Source organism: Porphyromonas sp. C0041D3 (assembly GCF_056590575.1).
This window is the reverse complement of the sequence record NZ_JBWPWJ010000003.1, coordinates 258,015-278,494: the sequence shown is the minus strand read 5'-3', so window position 1 is coordinate 278,494 and position 20,480 is coordinate 258,015. Positions and strand designations below refer to the sequence as shown.

15 protein-coding genes and 2 pseudogenes are annotated in these 20,480 nt (G+C 54.1%); 14 read left to right on the top strand and 3 right to left on the bottom strand.

Annotated elements, in window-relative coordinates; translation table 11 throughout:
* Positions 1-5: 5 nt before the first annotated feature.
* Positions 6-821: a polysaccharide biosynthesis/export family protein gene (locus AC1EKE_RS03680; protein ID WP_480308253.1), complete on the bottom strand. Its 816-nt coding sequence runs from the start codon at positions 819-821 to the stop codon at positions 6-8.
* Positions 822-959: 138 nt separating this feature from the next.
* On the opposite strand from AC1EKE_RS03680, the gene AC1EKE_RS03675 reads away from it, so the two are divergent.
* From AC1EKE_RS03675 to AC1EKE_RS03630, 10 genes are all read left to right on the top strand, one after another.
* Positions 960-5,777, top strand: a complete 4,818-nt coding sequence (locus AC1EKE_RS03675) for a translocation/assembly module TamB domain-containing protein (protein ID WP_480308252.1) — start codon at positions 960-962, stop codon at positions 5,775-5,777.
* Positions 5,774-8,089: a translocation and assembly module lipoprotein TamL gene (tamL, locus tag AC1EKE_RS03670; RefSeq protein WP_480308250.1), complete on the top strand. Its 2,316-nt coding sequence runs from the start codon at positions 5,774-5,776 to the stop codon at positions 8,087-8,089. Before AC1EKE_RS03675 ends, tamL begins: the two co-directional genes overlap by 4 nt.
* 27 nt (positions 8,090-8,116) lie before the next feature.
* Entirely contained in the window at positions 8,117-9,631 is a 1,515-nt protein-coding gene (locus tag AC1EKE_RS03665; protein WP_480308249.1) for a sialidase family protein, read from the top strand.
* A 142-nt stretch (positions 9,632-9,773) separates the two neighbouring features.
* Positions 9,774-10,031, top strand: coding sequence for a helix-turn-helix domain-containing protein (locus tag AC1EKE_RS03660; RefSeq protein ID WP_480308266.1), 258 nt, complete (start codon positions 9,774-9,776; stop codon positions 10,029-10,031).
* A gap of 121 nt (positions 10,032-10,152) precedes the next feature.
* Positions 10,153-10,884, top strand: coding sequence for a toxin-antitoxin system YwqK family antitoxin (locus AC1EKE_RS03655; protein ID WP_480308248.1), 732 nt, complete (start codon positions 10,153-10,155; stop codon positions 10,882-10,884).
* Positions 10,885-10,899: 15 nt separating this feature from the next.
* Positions 10,900-11,469: a LemA family protein gene (locus AC1EKE_RS03650; protein WP_480308247.1), complete on the top strand. Its 570-nt coding sequence runs from the start codon at positions 10,900-10,902 to the stop codon at positions 11,467-11,469.
* A 3-nt stretch (positions 11,470-11,472) separates the two neighbouring features.
* A complete protein-coding gene (locus AC1EKE_RS03645) occupies positions 11,473-12,525 on the top strand; it encodes a DUF3137 domain-containing protein (protein ID WP_480308246.1) in 1,053 nt (350 codons plus the stop codon).
* Between the two features lie 38 nt (positions 12,526-12,563).
* Entirely contained in the window at positions 12,564-13,271 is a 708-nt protein-coding gene (locus AC1EKE_RS03640) for a DUF1266 domain-containing protein (protein WP_288965611.1), read from the top strand.
* Between the two features lie 307 nt (positions 13,272-13,578).
* Positions 13,579-14,550 (top strand): IS30 family transposase, encoded by a 972-nt coding sequence (locus AC1EKE_RS03635; RefSeq protein WP_480308245.1) that lies wholly within the window; start codon positions 13,579-13,581, stop codon positions 14,548-14,550.
* Positions 14,551-14,686: 136 nt separating this feature from the next.
* Positions 14,687-16,372 (top strand): alpha/beta hydrolase-fold protein, encoded by a 1,686-nt coding sequence (locus tag AC1EKE_RS03630; protein ID WP_480308244.1) that lies wholly within the window; start codon positions 14,687-14,689, stop codon positions 16,370-16,372.
* A 64-nt stretch (positions 16,373-16,436) separates the two neighbouring features.
* On the opposite strand, the pseudogene AC1EKE_RS03625 reads toward AC1EKE_RS03630, so the two are convergent.
* Positions 16,437-16,571 (bottom strand): annotated as a pseudogene (locus AC1EKE_RS03625) (tyrosine-type recombinase/integrase); the annotation flags it as partial.
* Positions 16,567-16,809: pseudogene (locus AC1EKE_RS03620) on the bottom strand (Arm DNA-binding domain-containing protein); the annotation flags it as partial. The pseudogenes AC1EKE_RS03625 and AC1EKE_RS03620, both read right to left, overlap by 5 nt.
* 481 nt (positions 16,810-17,290) lie before the next feature.
* On the opposite strand from AC1EKE_RS03620, the gene AC1EKE_RS03615 reads away from it, so the two are divergent.
* Genes AC1EKE_RS03615 through ubiE form a run of 4 tightly spaced genes read left to right on the top strand, consistent with a single transcriptional unit; the run spans position 17,291 to position 20,476 of the window.
* Entirely contained in the window at positions 17,291-17,788 is a 498-nt protein-coding gene (locus AC1EKE_RS03615; RefSeq protein ID WP_296161452.1) for a thioredoxin family protein, read from the top strand.
* Positions 17,788-18,753 carry a PhoH family protein gene (locus tag AC1EKE_RS03610; protein WP_296161437.1) on the top strand — a complete coding sequence of 322 codons (966 nt, stop codon included), beginning with the start codon at positions 17,788-17,790 and terminating at the stop codon, positions 18,751-18,753. Before AC1EKE_RS03615 ends, AC1EKE_RS03610 begins: the two co-directional genes overlap by 1 nt.
* A 45-nt stretch (positions 18,754-18,798) precedes the next feature.
* On the top strand, positions 18,799-19,752 hold the full coding sequence (locus tag AC1EKE_RS03605) for a phosphoribosylaminoimidazolesuccinocarboxamide synthase (RefSeq protein ID WP_480308243.1): 954 nt from the start codon (positions 18,799-18,801) through the stop codon (positions 19,750-19,752).
* Positions 19,742-20,476, top strand: a complete 735-nt coding sequence (gene ubiE / locus AC1EKE_RS03600; protein WP_296161410.1) for a bifunctional demethylmenaquinone methyltransferase/2-methoxy-6-polyprenyl-1,4-benzoquinol methylase UbiE — start codon at positions 19,742-19,744, stop codon at positions 20,474-20,476. Before AC1EKE_RS03605 ends, ubiE begins: the two co-directional genes overlap by 11 nt.
* The last annotated feature ends 4 nt before the right edge of the window (positions 20,477-20,480 follow it).

Below are 20,480 nucleotides of genomic sequence, written 5' to 3'. Positions count from 1 at the left end.
GCCTATTACTTCACGAGTAGACTGATCAGGATATTGGCTACGGAGAGTGTCAGGGAGGCGATGCTGAAGATGATGCCTGTCGCGGCACCGATATTGGCACTCTGGGCGGCAGCATCATTGGGCTGCACGTAGACCACGTCACCCTGCTGCAGGTAGTAGTAGGGTGAGGAGAGGATATTGGGGTCCTGCAGATTGAGCGTCACTATCTCGCGGTGACCATCCGGATTTTCGCGCATCAGCTTCACCTCCGTGCGGACACCCTGGATGGACATATCTCCGGCATTGGCCAGCGCCTCAAAGATCGAGACCTTCGTATTCTCGGAGGTAAAGGTCCCGGGGCGTCTCACCTCTCCGATCACGGAGTACTTATAGTTTTGGATCTTGATATTGACCGAGGAGATGTCGGTGATGTACTTCTTGAGTATCTCCTTGAGGTGGCTCTCTGCCTCACGCATAGTGTATCCCCCCACGTGGGTCAGACCTACGACCGGCAGCTCCACATTTCCCTCATTATCCACGAGGAAAGTCCTCGCCTGCTGAGCATAAGTGCTGTACTGCTGGTTGGGAGTCCAGTAGATGCCGTTAAAGGCAGCCACAGCCTCAGGATTGGAGGACTCCACCGTGACGGTGAGCAAGTCCTTGGCGCGGATGCGTGCATCTTGCAGACCATTGGAGGCCACGGTCATCACCTGCTCCGGGGTCTGTACGTAGGCTACATCCTTACGAGTGGCGCAGGAGGAAAAGAGGAGCCCGATCATCAGCAGAGATAGGGCAAAGGTGCCCACCTTCCGAAGCTCCAGTCGATAACAATGTGTTTGCATGTCTTTGACTCTTGATATACTTCTGCGCAAATGTACCTATTTATTGCAAATCCATTACCATAAGGAATCGAGGAGAGAGGAGAAAGGGTGAGATAAATTATTAACTTTGCATACCATCTGACTACACCATATATAGGTATGCAGGAAAAGCGGGGCGACTTGCCCCAGAGCGATACCCCTGTCGACCCCTCCGAGGAGCGGGAGACCGGGACGGATCAGGAGCGCTTAGGGAAAAAGAAGCGACCCCTGTGGCTCCGTCTACTCTCTTGGCTGGGGGGTATCCTCGGGGTGCTGCTCCTGATCTTGGTGATCTTCACCGGTCTCCTGATGATCCCCTCCGTCCAGACCCGCATCGCTAATAGGCTCTTAGCGACGATGGAGCAGTCTACCGGGCTACGTATGTCGGTCGAGCGGCTGAGCGTCGGCTTCCCGGGGAAGCTCTACTTAGAGGGACTCCAGGCTCTCACCGCCGAGGGAGATACGGTGCTGTACGCTAAGCGCTTGACAGCTCAGACTGATGCCATCGCCTACCTTCGCCACCGGGACCTGCCGCTGAGCGGGGTCGCCCTGGAGAGCGCACAGCTCGACTACCACGCGCCTGGTGACAGTATGGTCCTCATGGGGCGTATCAGCCGCTTCGCCGTGGATAGAGCCTCCTTTGACTCCTCCTTCAGCCAGATGAGCTTCGGCACCGTGGAGCTGTCCGACACCCGGATGGACGTGCTGATCCTCCCTAAGGAGAAAAAAGAGAAAAAGAAGGAGCCCAAGTCGCCTCCTCCCACGATCCGCTGGGACAAGCTCCTCTTGAGTAATGTCTCTGCCACCTTCACCGACTCGCCCGACAGCCTGATCATCGACACCCACATCTACGATGCTCTCGCCAAGGAGGGCGTGGTCGATCTCCCCGACTCGCTCTACACCATCGAGGAGATCAGTATTGAGGCCGACCTGGCTAAGGTGGGTCCCCCGCTGGAGATCCTCCCCCTGCCTTGGTCCGCCGCCCTGCAGGGTCGGTCGGTCCGCTACGGAGGTGCCTCCGACCTTGCAGCGCAGCTTACGGACGCGAGCTTCGCCACCGGGGATGGCTGGCGGGTGACGCGCCTCTCCGGACTGGTGACCAAGGACAAGGACCGCCTGAGGGTGGGGGACCTGATCGTCGAGCTGCCTCAGAGTAAGCTGGGTGGTGAGCTGGATCTCCCCTTCGAGGGCTGGCGCCCGGATAGCATCGGCTCGCTCTCAGCGCGTCTTGCCGGTCGTCTCTGTCTGCCGGAGCTGTCGCGCTTCCTCCCTATGGCGGGTGAGCTGCCCGACCGACCGCTGAGGACGGTGGTGACCGCCTCGGGCGACTGGCAGAGGGGCGTGGACGCTGAGATCCGCGTGGAGGAGCCCTCACTCCTCCGGCTGCACGCCTCAGCGAGAGCCACCTCGCTGCTGGGGGGTGGTCCGCTGAGCGTCACCGGTCACTACGAGCTGCGGTCCGGTAAGGACCTCTCCCGGCAGGTGGCGCACCTGATGAAGGCGACTCCCCGCTGGCGCATCCCCGATGGTATGGACCTGGTCGGTAGCGGGAGCTATGGACCTAAGGGTGGAGAGGTGGATCTCCGTGTTACTCTCCCCGAGGGATACCTCACTGCAGCGGGGCACTACCGCCCGAGGGGCAAGAGCTACATGGCCGATGTGGAGGCGAAGCACTTCGACGTAGGGGCGTTCCTTCCCTCTGACTCGATCGGTTACTTAGATGGCACGATCCACGCCAAGGGACATGGGACGGATATCTACTCCGCCCGCACCTCAGCTGACATCTTCCTCGATCTCGATAGTGTGGAGTACAAGGGTGCCACCTATCGAGACCTTATGCTCCTCACCAAGCTCGAGGAGAATAGACTCTTTGCCGCACTCAATAGCGACAATGAAGCTCTCCGGGCGACGGCTCAGCTGGACCTCTTGCTCAAGAAACACGACATCAACGGCTCGGTCAATCTACTGGTGGACAGCATCATCCCCGATCGTCTCGGGCTGCCGAAGTCGATCGTGAGAGGGGGAAAGGTGCATCTCAATAGCTACCTCAGGTCGGACCTCGATCAATTCTACGACTTCGAGGGGCACACGAGAGACTTTGTCCTCCAGCTCGACAATGGTCTCTTGCGACCTCAGGAGACGGTCATCAAGGCCCTCTCTACCGATAGTCTCCTCCGGGCGCACGTGGAGAGTGGAGACCTTAGCCTCGCCTTTGCCTCCAAGAATGGGCTAAAGGACTTCCAGAAGCGGCTCAAGGACCTCTCCCAGGTCGTCACGACAGCTCTGCAAGACACGACGGCGAGACCCGACATGAGCCGCTGGATCGAGCACTACCCCGATGCGGAGCTGGAGCTAAATATGGGACGAAATAATCCGCTCCGCTACTACCTCGACTCGAAGCGCATCGGTGCCCGCGAGATCCACCTCGGGCTGCGGGTCGACCCGGCTGAGGGGCTGCGGGGTGAGGGGATGATGCAGTACTTCCAGACCGACACCTTCCGGGTCGATAATATCGACCTGATCCTGAGGCAGGACTCCGCCTTTGTCTACGGTATGCTGACGGCTCACAAGGAGCGCTTCCGCAATCAGCTGCCCTTCAATGCCGTGCTCTCCTTCTCCTCCAATATCCGCCGCTCTGAGGTGGCGCTCGACTGGCAGGACCACGAGGACCGGCACTTCCTCACGCTGGGGGCGGAGCTGTACAATAAGCCCTCAGGCGAGCTGGTCTTTGGCTTCACACCGACGCCGATCGTGCTGGCATACAATACCTTTTTCCCCAAGGCGGAGAATTACCTCATCATCCCGCCACATAAGGGGAAGATCCGTGCCGACATCGACTTGAGGAGCGAGGATGGGGCAGTGATTAGCCTGAAGGATATCCCCACCAAGGGCAGTCAGGTGCTCGAGGGAGTGATCCACGACCTCAAGCTCTCCGCACTGGAGGGCATCCCGGTGATCCCGCACTTAGAGGGTGTGCTCTCTGCCGATGTGCGCCATATCACGCCCGACGGGCAGCAGCCAAGCATCACCGCGCAGGCGTCGCTCCGGGACTTTATCTTTGAGGACAAGAGGGTGGGCGACCTGGCACTCCGTGGATCTGCCGAGCCGGATAAGGCCGGGCAGATGATCAAGGCGGAGGCTGACCTCGGCGAGCAGGAGCAGGTGGCGAAGCTACTTGCCTACCTCCCCAAGGGGAGCAAAGATCAGAGGTTTGACCTCCGGATCGATCACCTGCCGCTCGATATGCTCAATCCCTTCCTCCCCGAGCAGTATGCTCAGGCTCGCGGTGAGGTCTCGGCACAGGTCGCCAACTACCTCACTGCCGGCGACATCCGCACTGCCCGCACGCTCCCCTACAGAGGAGAAGTGGCCTTCCACAAGGGGGAGGTCTACGTCCCGGCGCTCAATGAGACTTACCGTGTGGAGGATCAGAAGCTCCCGATCATTAATGGGGAGATGCTCTTCCGCCGCTTCGCCCTCGGGGCCAATGGGGGGCAGTTGCTCGTGAATGGAAAGGTGGGGCTGACCGATGCTTTTCCTCTCAACCTGAATATCCTCGGCTCCAACCTGCGGCTCCTCGACTCCGAGGAGACCTCCTCCACCCTCCTCTACGGACGGATAAACGCCAATACCCGCCTCCACATCTCCGGTCATCCGAGCGACCTCACCGCCAGAGGGAGTCTCAGCATCCTGGGGAATACCAACTTCACCTACCGCACTCCTAAGTCTCAGCTCTCCGGCAGATCGGGGTACAAGGATCTGGTCACCTTCACCGACTTCTCCGACACGCTCTTTGTCGCTGAGACGAGTCGCCTCGACTCGATCTCCAGGTCCGGCATGACCGTGGCGCTCGACCTGCATATCGACCCGGCGGCACGCTTCACCGCCATCCTCTCGTCCGAGGAGCAGACCAAGGTCTCCGTCGTGGGCGGTGGTGACCTCAATCTCGATATGTCTCCCTACGGACCGATGACACTCACCGGGACCTACAATATCAGCGACGGTGAGGTGGTGATGGAGATCCCGCCGGTGAGCCGGACCTTCACCATCGATGACAATAGTCGCCTCACCTGGTCAGGCGACCTCACTAAGCCGGCCATAGACTTCCGCGCCACGGCGAAGGTCTCCTCACGCGTCTCCTTAGAGGGCGAGGCGTCCCGCCCGGTGGACTTCAATGTCTCGATCATTGCGGAGAATACCCTCAGCGACCTCGGTCTCCGCTTTGAGACTACGGCGCCCAAGGACTTCGCTCTCCGCAATCGCCTCGCCACGATGAGCGAGGAGGAGCAGACCCGGCAGTCGATCATCCTCCTGACGACCGGCTACTTCTTCGGCAGCGAGATCGGGAATGGTGGAAACGGGAATAATAATGCGATCGTGAATAATGCCCTCGCCGGTCTCTTCACCTCGCAGGTCAATTCGTTCCTCGGGGAGTCGCTCCATGCGGACATCAACTTCGGCATCACCAACGACCAGACCGCAGCGGGAGACCGCACCGACTACACCTACTCTGTCGCTAAGCGCTTCTTCAACGACCGCATCCGCGTCGTCGTCGGTGGGCGCGTGATGACCGGTGCTGCTGCCGCCGGGATGGAGCAGTCCTTCATCGACAACGTCAGTATGGAGTACCGCCTTGACCGTGCAGGCACGCACTACCTCCGCCTTTTCCACAATAAGAATTATGAGAACTTCCTCGAGGGTGAGGTGATCGAGACCGGTGTCGGCTATGTCCTCCGCCGCCGACTTGACTCCCTGAGGGACCTCTTCCGCTTCGGTCACTCCACCGACAGCATACCCACCTACGATGACATCCCCTCACCGGAGAGCCTGATCATCGAGGAGGAGTCCCTGCTCCGCAAGCAGGCACCTGCACTCTCTGACAGCTTAGTCATAGAGAAACCCTTACCGATCATTAAGAAGAAAGAAGAGGAGCCATGAGAAACTACCCCCCTCGTCCCTCGATCCTGCTCACCGCCGTCGTCCTCCTCATCGCCGTCGGCTGCTCCGTCTCGCGGTACATCCCCGAGGGGGAGACCTTCTACGCCGGACTGGGCAAGGTGTCGATAGAGAATGAGCCCAATATAGAGGAGATGCATCTCGCCAAGGCCGACGTCAATAGAGTGCTCGCCTATAAGCCCAATGGCTCCCTCTTCGGCTCCTCGAGAGCGAGGTTGCCCTTCAATTACCCCTTCTGGATCCACCAAAACCTCGCCGATGCCACCGACCCACTGGGGCGATGGATCTACAAGAACTTTGGCAGCGAGCCGATCCTCATCTCCAACGTCAATCCTCCCCTCCGCGCCCAGGTGGGGAAGCAGGTGCTGGAGGAGTACGGCTTCTTTGGCTCCACCGTGGTGCCGCGCATCGTCTACGACAAGGACTCCGTCACCGCCAAGGTGGCCTACGACATCACCATGAGCGAGCCGATACGGCTCGACAGCATCGACTACCGGCTCAGCATCGCCACACCCGACTCCCTCGACCTCGAGGACCCGAGTCAGCGGAGGCTCCACGCGGGAGACGTACTCAGCGTCTGGCGCCTTGAGAGCGAGCGAAAGCGCATCGCCTCCGCCCTCAGGGACCGAGGGTACTATTACTTCCAGCCCACGGACATCCACTACGAGGCGGACACCCTCGCCGTGCCGGGGAAGGCTCAGCTGCGAGTCGACCTCTCCCGAGAGACCTCCGCTGACGCACTCCGCACCTGGAGCATCGGTGGCGTCACCTACGACCTCTACGACCGGCACCGCTCCGCCCTCACCGACTCCACCCGCTACGACGGCATCCTCTTCCGCTACCATCAGCGTCCCCCGGTGCGGCTCCGCTTCCTCTCCTCGAGGGTGCGGCTGGAGGAGAGGCAGGTCTACAACGAGCGCTACCAGACCTCGACCGTCTCCTCCCTCTCCGAGCTCGAGACCTTTGCCTACACCAATGTCGCCTACTCCCCGAGACACACGCCCGACAGCCTCTCCCTCCTCGACGTCTCCTTAGTCTCCATGGAGGATAAGCCCTATGCCGCCGAGCTGGAGGCCACCTACCGACTGAAGTCCAATAATCAGACCGGCCCCGGACTGGCACTCTCCGTGAATAAGAGAAATGTATTCCGCGGCGGGGAGACCCTCTCCGTGCGGCTGCAGGGCAATTACGAGTGGCAGACCGGCTACCGCAAGAGCGACGAGGGCTCAGCGGCGTGGGACATCAATAGCTACCTCTTCCTCCTCTCCACTGACCTTAAGTTTCCCCGTCTCCTGATCCCCGGGCTCTACTACCGACCCTTTACCTATCCCGCCTACAGCAAGCTTGGGCTCACGGCGGCGCTCCTGAGCCGAAGTGGTTTCTATCGCCAGATGCAGTTTGCCTTTGACACCGAGTACCGCTTTGAGCCCTTCAAGGGCGTGCGCCACACCGTCCGGCCACTCAGCATCTCCTACAATCATCTCGTCCGCCGCACCGCCGCCTTTGACGAGGCCTTAGAGGCCAATCCCGGGCTGGGGCTCTCATTCCGAAATCAGTTTATCCCACAGGCATCCTACCTCTTCGGCTTCGAGACACGCGACCCGCTCTCGCGCCACACCTTCTCCCTCGAGGCATACGTCTCGGAGGCGGGCAACCTCCTCTCCCTCTGCTACCCCAAGGACACCCCCCGCCCCTACCGCCTGGCGGGGTCGAGTTTTGCACAGTTTGTCAAGGGCACCCTCGAGCTGCGGTATGCCTATCAGGCGAGCTCGACCATCTCGCTCGCCAGCCGCCTCTACGGCGGGGCGATCTACAGCTACGGCAATCAGACCGTGGCGCCCTACACCGAGCAATTCTACTCCGGCGGAGCCAATAGTCTGCGCGGCTTCAACGTCCGCACCCTCGGTCCCGGCGCCTATAGTCCCCAAAACCCCTCTCCCCTCTCTTTCCTCGACCGGACGGGAGACCTCCGCCTCGAGGCCAATCTCGAGCTGAGGGCCAAGGTGGTCGGCGACCTTGAGGTGGCCACCTTTGTCGACGCGGGCAATGTGTGGCTCCTCAGGCAGGATCCCTCGAGGCCTGATGCCACCGTCACCTCGCGCTACTTCCTCCGCGACGTCGCCCTCTCCACCGGGCTCGGCGTGAGGTACGACCTCTCGATGCTCGTGGTACGGCTCGACCTCGGTGTTGCCCTCCATCGTCCCGACCGATCGGGCGGACCTTACTTCAATACCTTTGGGGATAAGAAAAACCTCCCGCTTGCCCTCCACCTTGCCGTTGGGTACCCCTTCTGATCCCCACTCACAGCACGCACTACACTCATGATACGAAAGACCCTCTACACCCTCATCCTCCTTCTCCTCGGCTCCCTCGCCTATGCCCAGACCGACTCCGTCACCGTCATCGGCTCCCGGCACGGCTATATGAGCGGACAGACGAGGCGGACCCTCGCCACCATCGTCCTCCCCAAGAGCGGCCGCATCGACATCACCTACCGCCTCGACCCCCGCACCACCCGCCTCATAGAGCGGTGCGAGGTGCTCGCCAGCGACAGCCTCGTGGTGCGTGATCTCGACGACTACAAGGGCCGGGTCGCCTACGATGCCATCCCAATGAGTGGGAAGGAGCGCGCCCGCCTCACCACCGACAAGAGAGTCCTCTACCTCACTGCTGACGTGGCTGCTGACCCCCTCTACTCCCCCGATAAGCTCCGCGGAGAGGTCCTCTCCGTCTCTATCGATGGCCGGAGCTACCCCCTCAAGCAGGTGGGTGACCAGACCTCCCGTCAGCGCTGGCGCACCTACACGCCCCTCTTCGTCCCAGGGGACACTGGCTCGCGCAACTTCCGCATCCCCGCCCTCATCAAGACCTCCAAGGGGACGCTCCTCGCCTTTGCGGACAGGAGGAAGTACAATCAGACCGACATCCCCGAGGACATCGACCTGATCCTCCGCCGGAGCGAGGACAATGGCAAGTCGTGGTCCGACCCCGAGATCATCCTCAGGGGGCAGGGTAGGGGTGCCGGCTACGGGGACATCTGCGTCGTCGAGACCCGCCACGGAGAGAGGGTGATCATCACCTTTGTCGGCGGGCAGGGGCTCTGGGGCTCCACGGCGGATAAGCCGATGCCCCAGTACGTCATGGAGAGTACCGATGATGGTCGCACCTGGAGCGAGCCGAGGACGATGCAGCCCCAGATCTACGGGACCCGCTGTCCCGACCCCGATCGCCGGAAGTACGCCGCCTCCTTCATCGCCGCCGGTCACGGCGCCACAGCCTGCTACGGACGGATTATGTACGTCGCGGCCATGTGGGACCCTGAGCGACGCGCCTTTGACAACCGCCTCGTCTTCAGCGACGACCTGGGCGAGACCTGGCAGGTCTCGGAGCCTGCCTACGATCGTGGTGATGAGTCCAAGGTGATCACGATGCCCGACAGATCGCTCCTGATGAGCATCCGAAATCCCCGCCGCGACGATCGGATATTCTCCGTCAGCAATGACGGCGGCATCACCTGGGAGCAGACAGATCGCTATGCCGGCCTCCACGACGTCGCCTGCAATGGCGCCCCCTTCCTCACCTCTCCCGCCGATGGCATGCGCCTTATGCATACCCTCCCCTCCGGCCCCGGTCGCCAAAACGGGCGACTCTACAGCTGGAGTGAGGAGAAGGGCTGGGACAAGGGCGTCCTCCTCACGCCCGGCTGGTGTGCCTACACCGAGGCGCTGATGATCGACGACCACACCATCGGCTACATAGCTGAGGAGGACGAGGAGATGTCGCTCGTTTTCTACACCATCGGCCTACAGGATCTGCCCCTTATAGAGGAGAAATAATCCCCCTCAATTTTTTGGTTTCGGGCTATCTGGCGGAGAAGTAAGAGGTTACCATTTGGGGCGATGCGGATAGGTAACGATTTAGAGATGAGCGGAGTGCTTTGAAGTACTCAATAAAGAAACACCAGAGAAGAAGCAACTCATCTCTGGCATTAAAGGTTTAACGAATCGAGTGAGAAGCATGGCTCAAACTCATCGTCCTCTTTTTGAAGGTGAAATCTATCTCACAGGACGGGAGGTTTGCGAGAGACTGTTCCTTTCCCCTCGTACCCTGCAAGACTATCGGGATAAAAACATTATCCCTTACACCCAAATCGCAGGGAAGATTCTCTATCGGCTCTCAGACATAAACAGAATACTGAGTGAGAACTATGTCAACAGAAACCTTCATCGGTTATGATATGTAGGTCTTCCTTTATTTTTATCCATTGTTTTGGTCAGAGAATCGCAAAAAAAACTCTATCTTTGGCATTGAGTATCTGTGTATGCTCTTGCCTCTTGATAAAACATTCTATTATAATATGAATCGATATATTCTCTTTTTCTTTTCGCTGTTGCTGAGCCTTTCGGTATCGGCTCAAAAGGTGATTCTAGGCGATGAACTCTTACCCCTATCGGGCGAAAACAATACGACAGTTTATTTTGAAAAGGACAGCCGAAAACCCTTGCAGGGAGAGTGGCGTATCAAGCGGGGGCTTGACGAAGAGACTATTTCCTTTTCTAACGGACTGATGGATGGCAAGTACCACCGCTATCGGGATGGTGTACTGAGAGAAACGGGAGCGTATGACCAGGGGAAAAGAAATGGGGTGTTCACGGAGTACTACCAAGATGGCAAAACTGTCAGCAAGATTACCCCTATGAAGAAGGGCAAAATCGATGGCTGTGTAAAAACCTATTTCAAAGACGGTCGTTTGGATTTGGAGAAAGAATACCAAGAAAGTGTGGAAAACGGCTTTGAGAAGCGGTATGACAGCCAAAACGGTGCTCAAATACTTGAGACCCGTTGGGTGAATGGGAAGAAAGACGGGGTCGAGTGGAAACTCACGAAACAGGGAGATGGCGTTGAAAGCAAAGTCACACGAACTTATCGCATGGGCGTGCTACATGGGGCGTACAAAGAAGAAGTTTTGCGCAACGGAAATCCGGTTTTGATTGTAGAGGGACAGTATGCCGATGGAGAACGTTCGGGGGTATGGAAAGAGTACGACGCCACTACGAAGACGACAAGAGTACTAAGAAATAATCATTGAGATAAGCGAATTTGTATGACTGCATTAGTAATTGCCGGGAGTGTTCTTATCGCAATAGCTGTGCTTATACTGATTTGGGGTATAATCACCTCTAATAATCTCATTGCCAAGAAAAACAGGGTGGAACAATGCCGGAGTGGCATTTGTGTGGCACTCAAGCAGAGAAATGACCTTATACCCAATTTGGTGGCATCTCTTAAAGCGTATATGGGACACGAAAATGAAATCCTTACCCGCATAGCCGAACTAAGGTCTCGAGCAGACGGAGCCCCCGAAGCAGAACAAATCAAGGACGGGACAGAAATCTCCGCTCTTCTCAAACAAGTTAAGGCTGTTGTTGAGAGTAATCCGGATCTCAAAGCCAATGAGCAGTTTGTCTATCTCCAATATCAGATAACGGATATGGAGAACGAATTGCAGGCTATACGCCGAACTTATAACGCAACCGTAACGGATTACAACAATGCCGTAGAAATGTTCCCGTCTTCATACATCGCTTCAAGAAAACATCTTGAGAAAGAAGCATTGATACGAATTCCTGAAAGTGAGTTGGGTGACATTCATATCAAGGAGATTTTCGGATAATTGATGAAAGAAGACCACTTGATTGACTTCAAGATTGTCGCTCAACAAATGAGAGGGCAACTAACCCACATAGCTATGTGGCGTAAGATTGTTAGGCTTCTCATTTATTCCGTTTACCCTTTGGCTCTGCTTTGGCTTGCATTCACTATATTCGGAAGGCATATCGTTGATGCGGGCAATTATGAAACCTCACAAATAACGGCAACGTATGTCGTCATATTCTTTGTCGCCTTTGTGGTCCTCAATACGCTGTTCTCTTTATGCCTAAATGTACTGAAGCAGAAAGAGGAAAAAGTAATGGGGCAAGTTATCAACCAGCTATTTCCGGATGCAAATTATTCTCCGACAAAAGAAGTAAAGGTGTCCGATATTCGGGCAAGCAGACTATTCGGAACCCCAAATAGGTCGGAGGGTGCTCTGCAAGTGGCAAGTTACGGTGCATTGAGTTTCCCAACTCAGCATCAAGCATTGACAATAGCCGATATAGGGGTAACCGCAACAAATGAACAGAATACTAAACCATGGAGATCCTTTAAGCTCCTCTGTCGGGCGATTTTCAGTCCGATGTGGGGCGCACAAGTAGAGAGCACGATGTTCAGCTTTAGGGGAATGTTTGGTTACTGCCGTCTTCCAAGAACTTGTAGGGGATTTGTTATGCTGCTTCCCGACCATTTGGAGGATAAGTTGGGCTACTTCGCTCTGACGATACAGAAACTGAGGGAGAGACATAAAGCAAAGTTTGTTTATTTGGAAGACCCCGAGTTTGAACGTCTCTTTACCGTATATGCCGATGACGAGGTAGAAGCCCGTATGATTTTGACCCCGGCAATGATGAAGAAACTTACCGCTCTTCGTTGTTCCTTTACCCATGACTTGATGCTCTCCTTTAGCGGAGATACATTTTATTATGCCTCCAATATGCCAAAAGGATTTCTTCGCCTTAGCGGGAAAACATCTGTAAACGAAGACCTATTGCTTGAAATCTACCAAGAGATCGGGTTCTGTCTTTCTGTAGAAGAGATGATGGGCGAGCATGTGGATAAGCAGGAAATATGATATAATAGACTTATGTTTTACTTCAAAATAATACTTGTATGATCTGGAAAATCATCGTGGCAATAGTCGCTGTCTTGATTATTGCTTTTATCGTGCTTGAAATCGTGTCTCGGCTCTTTGCTAAGAAAAACCTGAAAGCCTTTTTGGCTTCTCATCCTCAAACACCGCTCACCGAGGAAAAGAAAAGGTTACTGGTATTTGGAGCCATCTTGTCTTGTTATCGCAGTGAGGACATCCTTAGTATTATCACCGATGATAATATGAATGTATACAAGACAGGGCTTCAAGAACAATGGAGCATTAATGGTCGGGAAGATGCTCTAGAGACGCTAAACGCTCTCCTTAATTTAGAGCAGAGTACGGAAGTGGACGAAGTCCTTGCTCAAAGAGGTTCTTCCGAGGAACTTATTGAGCTGCAGACTTTGATAGCAGACGGGCTAAAAACGGATTTGGCTCAAGTCCGGACCACAACCTCCACGTATGCTTGGGACGTATGCCGACTGGTGAGCTTGGCAAAATGGTGTTATTGGTTGCAATACATCAGTGAAGCGGAAATGTGGAAGTACCTCAATGAAGGAGCGGTGAAAGCATCGTCATTAGGCAAAGACTGGAACGACTATACGGTCTCGTTCTTAATGGGCCGAGCCATTCAAGGATTTGATACAGAGGATATCATAGACGATTGTAAGGCTCTATATCATAGAGAGTCTGACACGGATGTGTATTCCAAATACAGCTTTAAATAACTTTTCAAAGCAGACCGAGACCTCTGTGCAAAGGTCTCCCAATGATGGTATAGTCAATGGTCCTTTACAAAAAGGATCATTGACTATATTATTATCTATGTCTATCTTTCTTGCCTAGGTTCAACTTCGAAGTGCAACACTAGAGGAAAAAGTTTGGCGAGAGTCCCCCGCCCCCATCCCCCCTTTGGGGGTGGAGGGGGACTCTCGCGTCGACCAGACTCACCTCTTCGATCCCCCAAAATGAAAAGAGGAGACCGAAGTCTCCTCAAAATGAGTTACTTTTACATTGTCCCAAATATTTCTATTTATGTATAAGCAACTCACTTCATCACAAAGGTACGTAATTAAGAATGGACTTAAGGAGAACGTGCCACTCCGTATGATTGCACGTCTGATCGGAGTTAGTCCTTCTACCGTCAGCCGAGAGATAAAGAGAAACTCCTCGAAAACAGGAGTATACATCCCTGCCCTAGCCAATGAGATGGCTCGGGAAAACAGGGCTCGATCAGCTCGAAACAGGCGGACAAAAAAGAGGTATCGCTATAAGGTGCTTACCTTACTAACCAAGTACCAATGGTCTCCAGAGCAGATATCCGGTACTCTTCGGAAGGAAGGGATCAGCATCTCTCACGAAACTATCTACCAATGGATTAGGAAGGATAAGGCTAGAGGCGGCTCCCTTTACCTTAACTGTCGTCATAAGCTCAAACATCGGAGTAGAGGTCTTTACAAGAAATCCTCTGCCGCTCATATCCCTAACAGAGTCTCTATCCATCAGAGACCTACGGAGGTCGATGGAAAGAGATTTGGGGACATTGAGATGGATACCATTGTTGCCAAAGGACAGAAGTCTGCCATCCTTACCCTTGTCGAGAAATCTACCAACTTGTGTTTCATCAAGAAAATTGATGGAGGTTTTAATCCAGCGGCAGCTGCTAAAGCAGCTATCTTGCTGTTGCTCCCCTATAAGGATAAACTCAAGACTATTACTACCGACAACGGGTTTGAATTTAGAGATCACGACACAATTACTCGTGTGCTCGGTATTCCGGTCTTCTTTGCCGACCCCTACGCTTCTTGCCAAAAGGGGGCCATCGAGAATACCAACAAACTCATCAGACAATACATCCCTAAAAAATCTGATCTCTCTGACTTCGACGACGATCGACTATTTGAAATCCAGACTTTACTCAACAACAGACCCAGGAAGAAACATGAGTACATTTCCCCTTTCAAACTTTTCGCCCCATTCTTCCTCCCTGTTGCACTTCGTCCTTGAATCTACGTCTCGCAATCGCTCGGTATCTCTTTCGAAATAAATCGAGTACATTTGCGTTATCAGGACAAAGCAACATCTTCCGCAAGCGAAATCCTCCGACTTCGGAAGAGAAAACAAAGGAGGAAGAAGACTCAATATGAAACAACGAAAACTAAAGTATATCATCCTTTTTTATGTGTTTGTATGTATTCCTTTACATGGGCAAGAGAATTATTCCAAACTAACGGAAGAGGCTTTGGAAGCTATGTGGCAGGCGAAAGATGCCGTAGGCTACAAAGAATCTCTTGATATGTACGAGCATGCCTTTTTTCTTTTTCCTGACAGTATAGATGAAGTTGGATTGTACAAGGCTTCAGTTCTTTCATCCGACCTAAAAGAGTATGACAAGGCTTTCAAGTATCTAACTCTTTTATTTGAGCTAAAGCCTACTCTTCCTTTGGAACCGAATTGGAGTTATATCCTTGGAGATGCGTCTGAAAATGAGTATAAGAATTTGCTCTCAGATGTAAGGTGGAATGATTTGAGACAAAAAGCCCTGGAAGCCAAACAAACATTTTATAAAGAACTGAGCGTAAATGAAGAGGAATTTTATGCTTCCAATAATGTTCCGCCACAAAAAGGGAAAGATGGGAAAACTCTATATGAAGAAATCAGAAAGAAAGACGGATATTTACCCAAGAAAAGCCAGAATTACTCTATTTCATTTGCAATAAATGATTCGGTCAAAACTTCATTTTTTGTACATCTTCCCCCAAAATACAACCCTAACAAGAGCTATCCTCTGCTATTCTTTTTACATGGAGCAGTTAGATATAATCGGTTGTCTGATTATCAACTTGCTTCTTGGGTGCTGTATGATTGGAATAGATATTACACGAAGTACGCTGAAAGGAATGATGTAATATTGGTCTTTCCAAAAGGTAGTAGAGACTTCAATTGGATGACTCCCGATAACGGCTTCTTTATAATTCCTAAGATAGTTACACTGGTCAAAAAGGCACTCAATGTAGATGATGATAAAGTGTTTATTTCAGGACATTCTAATGGGGCAACAGGTTCTTTCTCGTATTTAATGAAACAGCCAACTTTATTTGCAGGGTTCTACGGCTTCAATACTTATCCTAAAGTCTTTACAGGAGGAACTTTTGTAGAGAATATTAAAAATCGTTCATTTATCAATATCTCAACAGATGAGGATTACTACTATCCACCTAATGCAAATGACGATTTCACTCAACTGATGAATAGTATCAATGCCGATTACAAAGAATATCGCTACAATGGGTTTCCACACCAATTTCCTCAATTCGATGAATCAGAGTCTGCCTATGAAATTATATTTGCGGACCTTCTTGAGCGACAAAGAAATCCTTTTCCCAAAGAAATATCTTGGGAGTTTGACGATGAATGTTACGGAGAGATTGATTGGCTTTCAAATATTAAGCTCGATACGTTAGCAGTGAAAAAAGACTGGCATATAGTAAAGAACTTCAAAATCAATCATTGGTTAGGATATAACGAAAAGGATAGTCTTGTTGTTAGAGATGTGAATAAAATGGCTTTTGATTTCCCTCGTAAATCAGGCAAGATAATAGCAAAGTATAATGATAATGTCTTCAGAATAGAAACCTCTTGTATAAAATCTTTCTCGGTGAACATATCTCCAGAAATGATAGATACAGAAAAGAATGTACGGATATATCTAAATGGGAAATTGTGTTTTAATAAGCGGATTGAATATGACACGGATTTTATGTTGCAGAGATTCAATACAAGCCAAGATAGAATTCAAGTTTGGATAAATCAAATTCACATACAATAAACCTAAAAAGAACTTATTTCACAAAAATGGAGTAAGTTCTTTTTGTTTAGCCTTATCCTTTCTATTATCGTATCAACCTGTCCATGTCCTTTGCAATCTTTTGGTCGGTGATTTGGGCGTAGATTTGCGTGCTGGCAATAGACGAATGCCCCATCATCTTAGCAATGCTCTCGATAGGCACACCAGCCTCTAGCATAAGCCGACTGCGCCGATAGTAGCAAGCGTTCCAACTTGCCATTCGTTGCCACAGCTTCACGGCTCTTGCCGTTCAGCCTGCTCTCACGAGCATTCCACAACCTGGAGTCGCACGACAGCTTGCAACTGAATTGAGCTATCGTTCGCCCGTAAGTTATCCGCCCCATAATCAGAGCTTGCCCCGACCTGTCCAATCCACTCTTTTTGAGGTAGAGCAACACCTTCATTTTGTCTGTTTGCATACGCTTCTGTTTTTGCGGGCAAAGTTACCCGTTACCGAAGCGTTCTCAGCTATGCAAAGCGTTGTATATCAAAGCAACAGCACCAGAATTGCAGAGAGTTTACTTACCGAATACTCTTCCGTCAGTTACCTGCTCTTACCTCTTCGTTACCATTCGGAGAATGGGCTAACGATTTGGTAACGGAACTTCTGCTCAAATCCACGCTTTCTGCACTTTACCTCGCAGCGCAAATCACAGAGATATCGCGCAAATCCCTCTCATTTCCATCTACTTACCCTCAATTCTCTCCCTAATGCCCTTCCCCCTAATTGTTCCTCCGTCCCTCCGGGGAAATTCTTTTACCGGTAAAAGAAAACTCTAATACCGATATTAGTGAACTCTAATATCGGTATTAGTCGCGCCTAATATCGGTATTAGATTTCTGCCGTCCCCTTACCTATTTCTTGTTATCTTTGTCCCACACAAGAGACAACTCACTATAATGAAAAAGATAAGCCTCTATATAGCCCTCCTGGGCGGCATCCTCCTTGCCCTCCTGCTCTCCGGCTGCAAGCCGATGCACGACCCCGAGGAGAAGGAGACTGAGGGTCGACCGAGCGACTTGACGGTACAGGACTTTGACCGCCTTGTCGCCTACTATGACCTGATGCAGATCAAGCTCAGGGAGCCACGCCCCACGATCATAGAGGTCTACCGACCCGACTGCTCCGCCTGCCAGGGACTGATGCCCCATATGGAGCGATTTGCTGAGGAGTACCGCGGTCGGGTAGCTGTCAGATACCTCAACTCTCGACTCAACAAAAGCAAGGAGCTACACCAGATCATCAAGAAGCTCCGCATCCAGCAGGTGCCCACCCTCCTCTTTATCCACAGCGATGGCAGCTACGTCACCGCACGACCCATGATCGAGTGGACGATGGATGAGATCGATACACGCCTACGGGCCGAGGCCGATCGAATGATACAGAGCTACAAGTGATGACAGAGCACATCTACCTCATCGAGGAGGCTGATCCGGTCGTCTTCTTTGGCACCAATAGCAGCAACCTCACCCTCCTCAAGGATCTCTACCCTAAGCTGCGCATCATGGCGCGCGGGTCGGTGATCAAGGTGATGGGCGCCGAGGAGGAGACCGAGGAGATCCTCAAGGTGCTCCACCAGCTGGAGAAGTACGCTGCGCGATTTAACAGCCTCCCCGAGACCGCTGTCCTCGAGATCGTCAAGGGCCAGTCCCCCGATCGGCAGAGCGGCGACGGGGTGATCCTCTACGGCGCCTATGGCCAGCCGATCACCCCGCGCAGCGCTCACCAGCAGGAGATGGTACAACTGGTCGACCGACACGACCTCGTCTTCGCTACCGGTCCCGCCGGCACCGGCAAGACTTTCCTCGCCATAGCCATGGCGGTGAAGTTTCTTAGAGAAAAGAGAGCCCGCCGCATCATCCTCTCGCGTCCTGCCGTGGAGGCGGGCGAGCGACTCGGCTTCCTCCCCGGCGAGATGAAGGATAAGCTCGACCCCTACCTGCAGCCCCTCTACGATGCGCTGATGGAGCTGGTCCCGCCCACGAGGCTGCACGACTATATGGATACCGGGGTGATCCAGATCGCCCCGCTCGCCTATATGCGCGGCCGCACACTCAATGACGCCATCGTCGTCCTCGATGAGGCACAGAATACCACTACGCACCAGATGCGGATGTTCCTCACCCGGCTCGGTAGCGAGGCGAAGATGATCGTCACCGGCGATATGTCGCAGGTCGATCTCCCCCGTGGCGTCACCTCCGGTCTCCGAGAGGCTGACCGGCTGCTCCACTCGATAGAGGGCATCGGCTGGATAGACTTTGAGCGAAGCGACATCATGCGTCACGGGCTGGTGAAGAAGATCGTCGCCGTCTACGAGCGGGCGGACCGCAAGCGGGGAGCCGCGAGGGAGGAGAAGGAATAGAGACTCTTTTTACTACACACAAATACATAACGTTTCCATACAATCATGGCACAAGCACTTACCCATACCGACCTCAAGCTGCCGGGTACGACTCATGTCTTCCACGGCAAAGTCCGTGATGTATACACCCTCGACAACGGCCTCCTCGTGATGGTCGCCACCGACCGCATCTCCGCCTTTGACGTGATCCTCCCCAAGGGGATCCCCTTCAAGGGCGAGATCCTCAATCGCATCGCTGCTGCCAATCTCGATGCCACAGAGGACATTGTCCCCAACTGGAAGATCGCCACACCCGACCCCATGGTCACCATCGGTCACGTCTGCGAGCCGTATAAGCTCGAGGTGATCGTCCGTGCCATCCTCACCGGTAGCGCATGGCGCGCCTACAAGGCCGGCGAGCGCAACCTCTGCGGCGTGATCCTGCCTGAGGGGATGAAGGAAAATCAGTACTTCGATCACCCGATCCTCACCCCCACCACCAAGGCCGACTCCGGGCACGACATGAATATCACCCCCGACGAGATCGTGAAGCAGGGGCTGATGACTGCCGAGGAGCTGAAGACCATCTCCGACATTGCGCTCCGCCTCTTTGAGCGCGGCAGCGAGCTGGCGAAGAAGAAAGGGCTCATCCTCGTCGACACGAAGTACGAATTTGGCAAGAAGGACGGCAAGATCTACCTCATCGACGAGATCCACACCCCCGACTCGAGCCGCTACTTCTACGCTGACACCTATCAGGAGCTCTTTGAGGCCGGGAAGCCTCAGCGCCAGCTCTCCAAGGAATTTGTCCGCCAGTGGCTCATCGACCACGGCTTCCAGGGAGAGAAGGGTCAGCAGGTGCCGGAGATGACCGACGCCTACTGCGACAGCGTCTCGGAGCGCTACATCGAGCTCTTCAATGACATCATGGACGAGCCCTTTGAGCGTCACGAGAGCGGCGACATCGAGAAGCGTATAGAGACCAACGTCACCGACTGGATCCGGCAGCATGGCAAGTGAGCCGAGACGCGAGAGTCCCGCTTTCTCCACCCAGGTGCGGCAGATGTTTGACCACATTGCGCCGCAGTACGACCTGCTGAATAAGCTCAACTCGCTCGGCCTCGACCGCCACTGGCGCCATGTGCTGGTGCAGTCTGTCTCCGGCAGTCGCCCGAGGCAGATCCTCGATGTGGCGACCGGCACGGGTGACGTGGCGATTGCGCTGGCGCGTGCCTGCCCCGAGGCGCAGGTCACCGGTATGGATCTCTCTCGGGAGATGATGGCTGTCGGAGTACGCAAGGTGGAGGCTGCCGGTCTCGCTGATCGGATCGGATTTGGGGTCGGTGATGCGCTCGACATAGACCTGCCTGACGAGGCTGTCGATGCGGTCACGTGCGCCTTTGGCGTCCGCAACTTCGCCTCCATAGAGCAGGGGTACCGGGAGTTTGCCCGCGTGCTGCGCCCAGGTGGCATCGTTGCTGTGCTCGAGCTGACTGAGCCGGAGAGTGGACTCCTCCACACCGGCTACCGGCTCTACACCCGGCTCTACCTCCGGCGGATGGCGCAGCGCTACTCCGAGGATCCCGAGGCATACGACTACCTTCTCCAGTCCATCGCCCGCGTCCCCGCGAGAGGGCGGATGACTGCCCTCATGGAGCAGGCCGGACTGGAGCAGTGTCGCTACCGCATCTTTTTCCCCGGCGTCTGCGGTCTATACCTCGCCCGCAAGCGGGGCGCCCGCTGATCCC

Excerpts from the sequence above, each read along its gene's own strand:
- AC1EKE_RS03680 (WP_480308253.1), bottom strand. The coding sequence starts at position 821 with ATGCAAACACATTGTTATCGACTGGAGCTTCGGAAGGTGGGCACCTTT.
- AC1EKE_RS03675 (WP_480308252.1), top strand. The coding sequence starts at position 960 with ATGCAGGAAAAGCGGGGCGACTTGCCCCAGAGCGATACCCCTGTCGAC.
- tamL (WP_480308250.1), top strand. The coding sequence starts at position 5,774 with ATGAGAAACTACCCCCCTCGTCCCTCGATCCTGCTCACCGCCGTCGTC.
- AC1EKE_RS03665 (WP_480308249.1), top strand. The coding sequence starts at position 8,117 with ATGATACGAAAGACCCTCTACACCCTCATCCTCCTTCTCCTCGGCTCC.
- AC1EKE_RS03655 (WP_480308248.1), top strand. The coding sequence starts at position 10,153 with ATGAATCGATATATTCTCTTTTTCTTTTCGCTGTTGCTGAGCCTTTCG.
- AC1EKE_RS03650 (WP_480308247.1), top strand. The coding sequence starts at position 10,900 with ATGACTGCATTAGTAATTGCCGGGAGTGTTCTTATCGCAATAGCTGTG.
- AC1EKE_RS03645 (WP_480308246.1), top strand. The coding sequence starts at position 11,473 with ATGAAAGAAGACCACTTGATTGACTTCAAGATTGTCGCTCAACAAATG.
- AC1EKE_RS03640 (WP_288965611.1), top strand. The coding sequence starts at position 12,564 with ATGATCTGGAAAATCATCGTGGCAATAGTCGCTGTCTTGATTATTGCT.
- AC1EKE_RS03635 (WP_480308245.1), top strand. The coding sequence starts at position 13,579 with ATGTATAAGCAACTCACTTCATCACAAAGGTACGTAATTAAGAATGGA.
- AC1EKE_RS03630 (WP_480308244.1), top strand. The coding sequence starts at position 14,687 with ATGAAACAACGAAAACTAAAGTATATCATCCTTTTTTATGTGTTTGTA.
- AC1EKE_RS03615 (WP_296161452.1), top strand. The coding sequence starts at position 17,291 with ATGAAAAAGATAAGCCTCTATATAGCCCTCCTGGGCGGCATCCTCCTT.
- AC1EKE_RS03610 (WP_296161437.1), top strand. The coding sequence starts at position 17,788 with ATGACAGAGCACATCTACCTCATCGAGGAGGCTGATCCGGTCGTCTTC.
- AC1EKE_RS03605 (WP_480308243.1), top strand. The coding sequence starts at position 18,799 with ATGGCACAAGCACTTACCCATACCGACCTCAAGCTGCCGGGTACGACT.
- ubiE (WP_296161410.1), top strand. The coding sequence starts at position 19,742 with ATGGCAAGTGAGCCGAGACGCGAGAGTCCCGCTTTCTCCACCCAGGTG.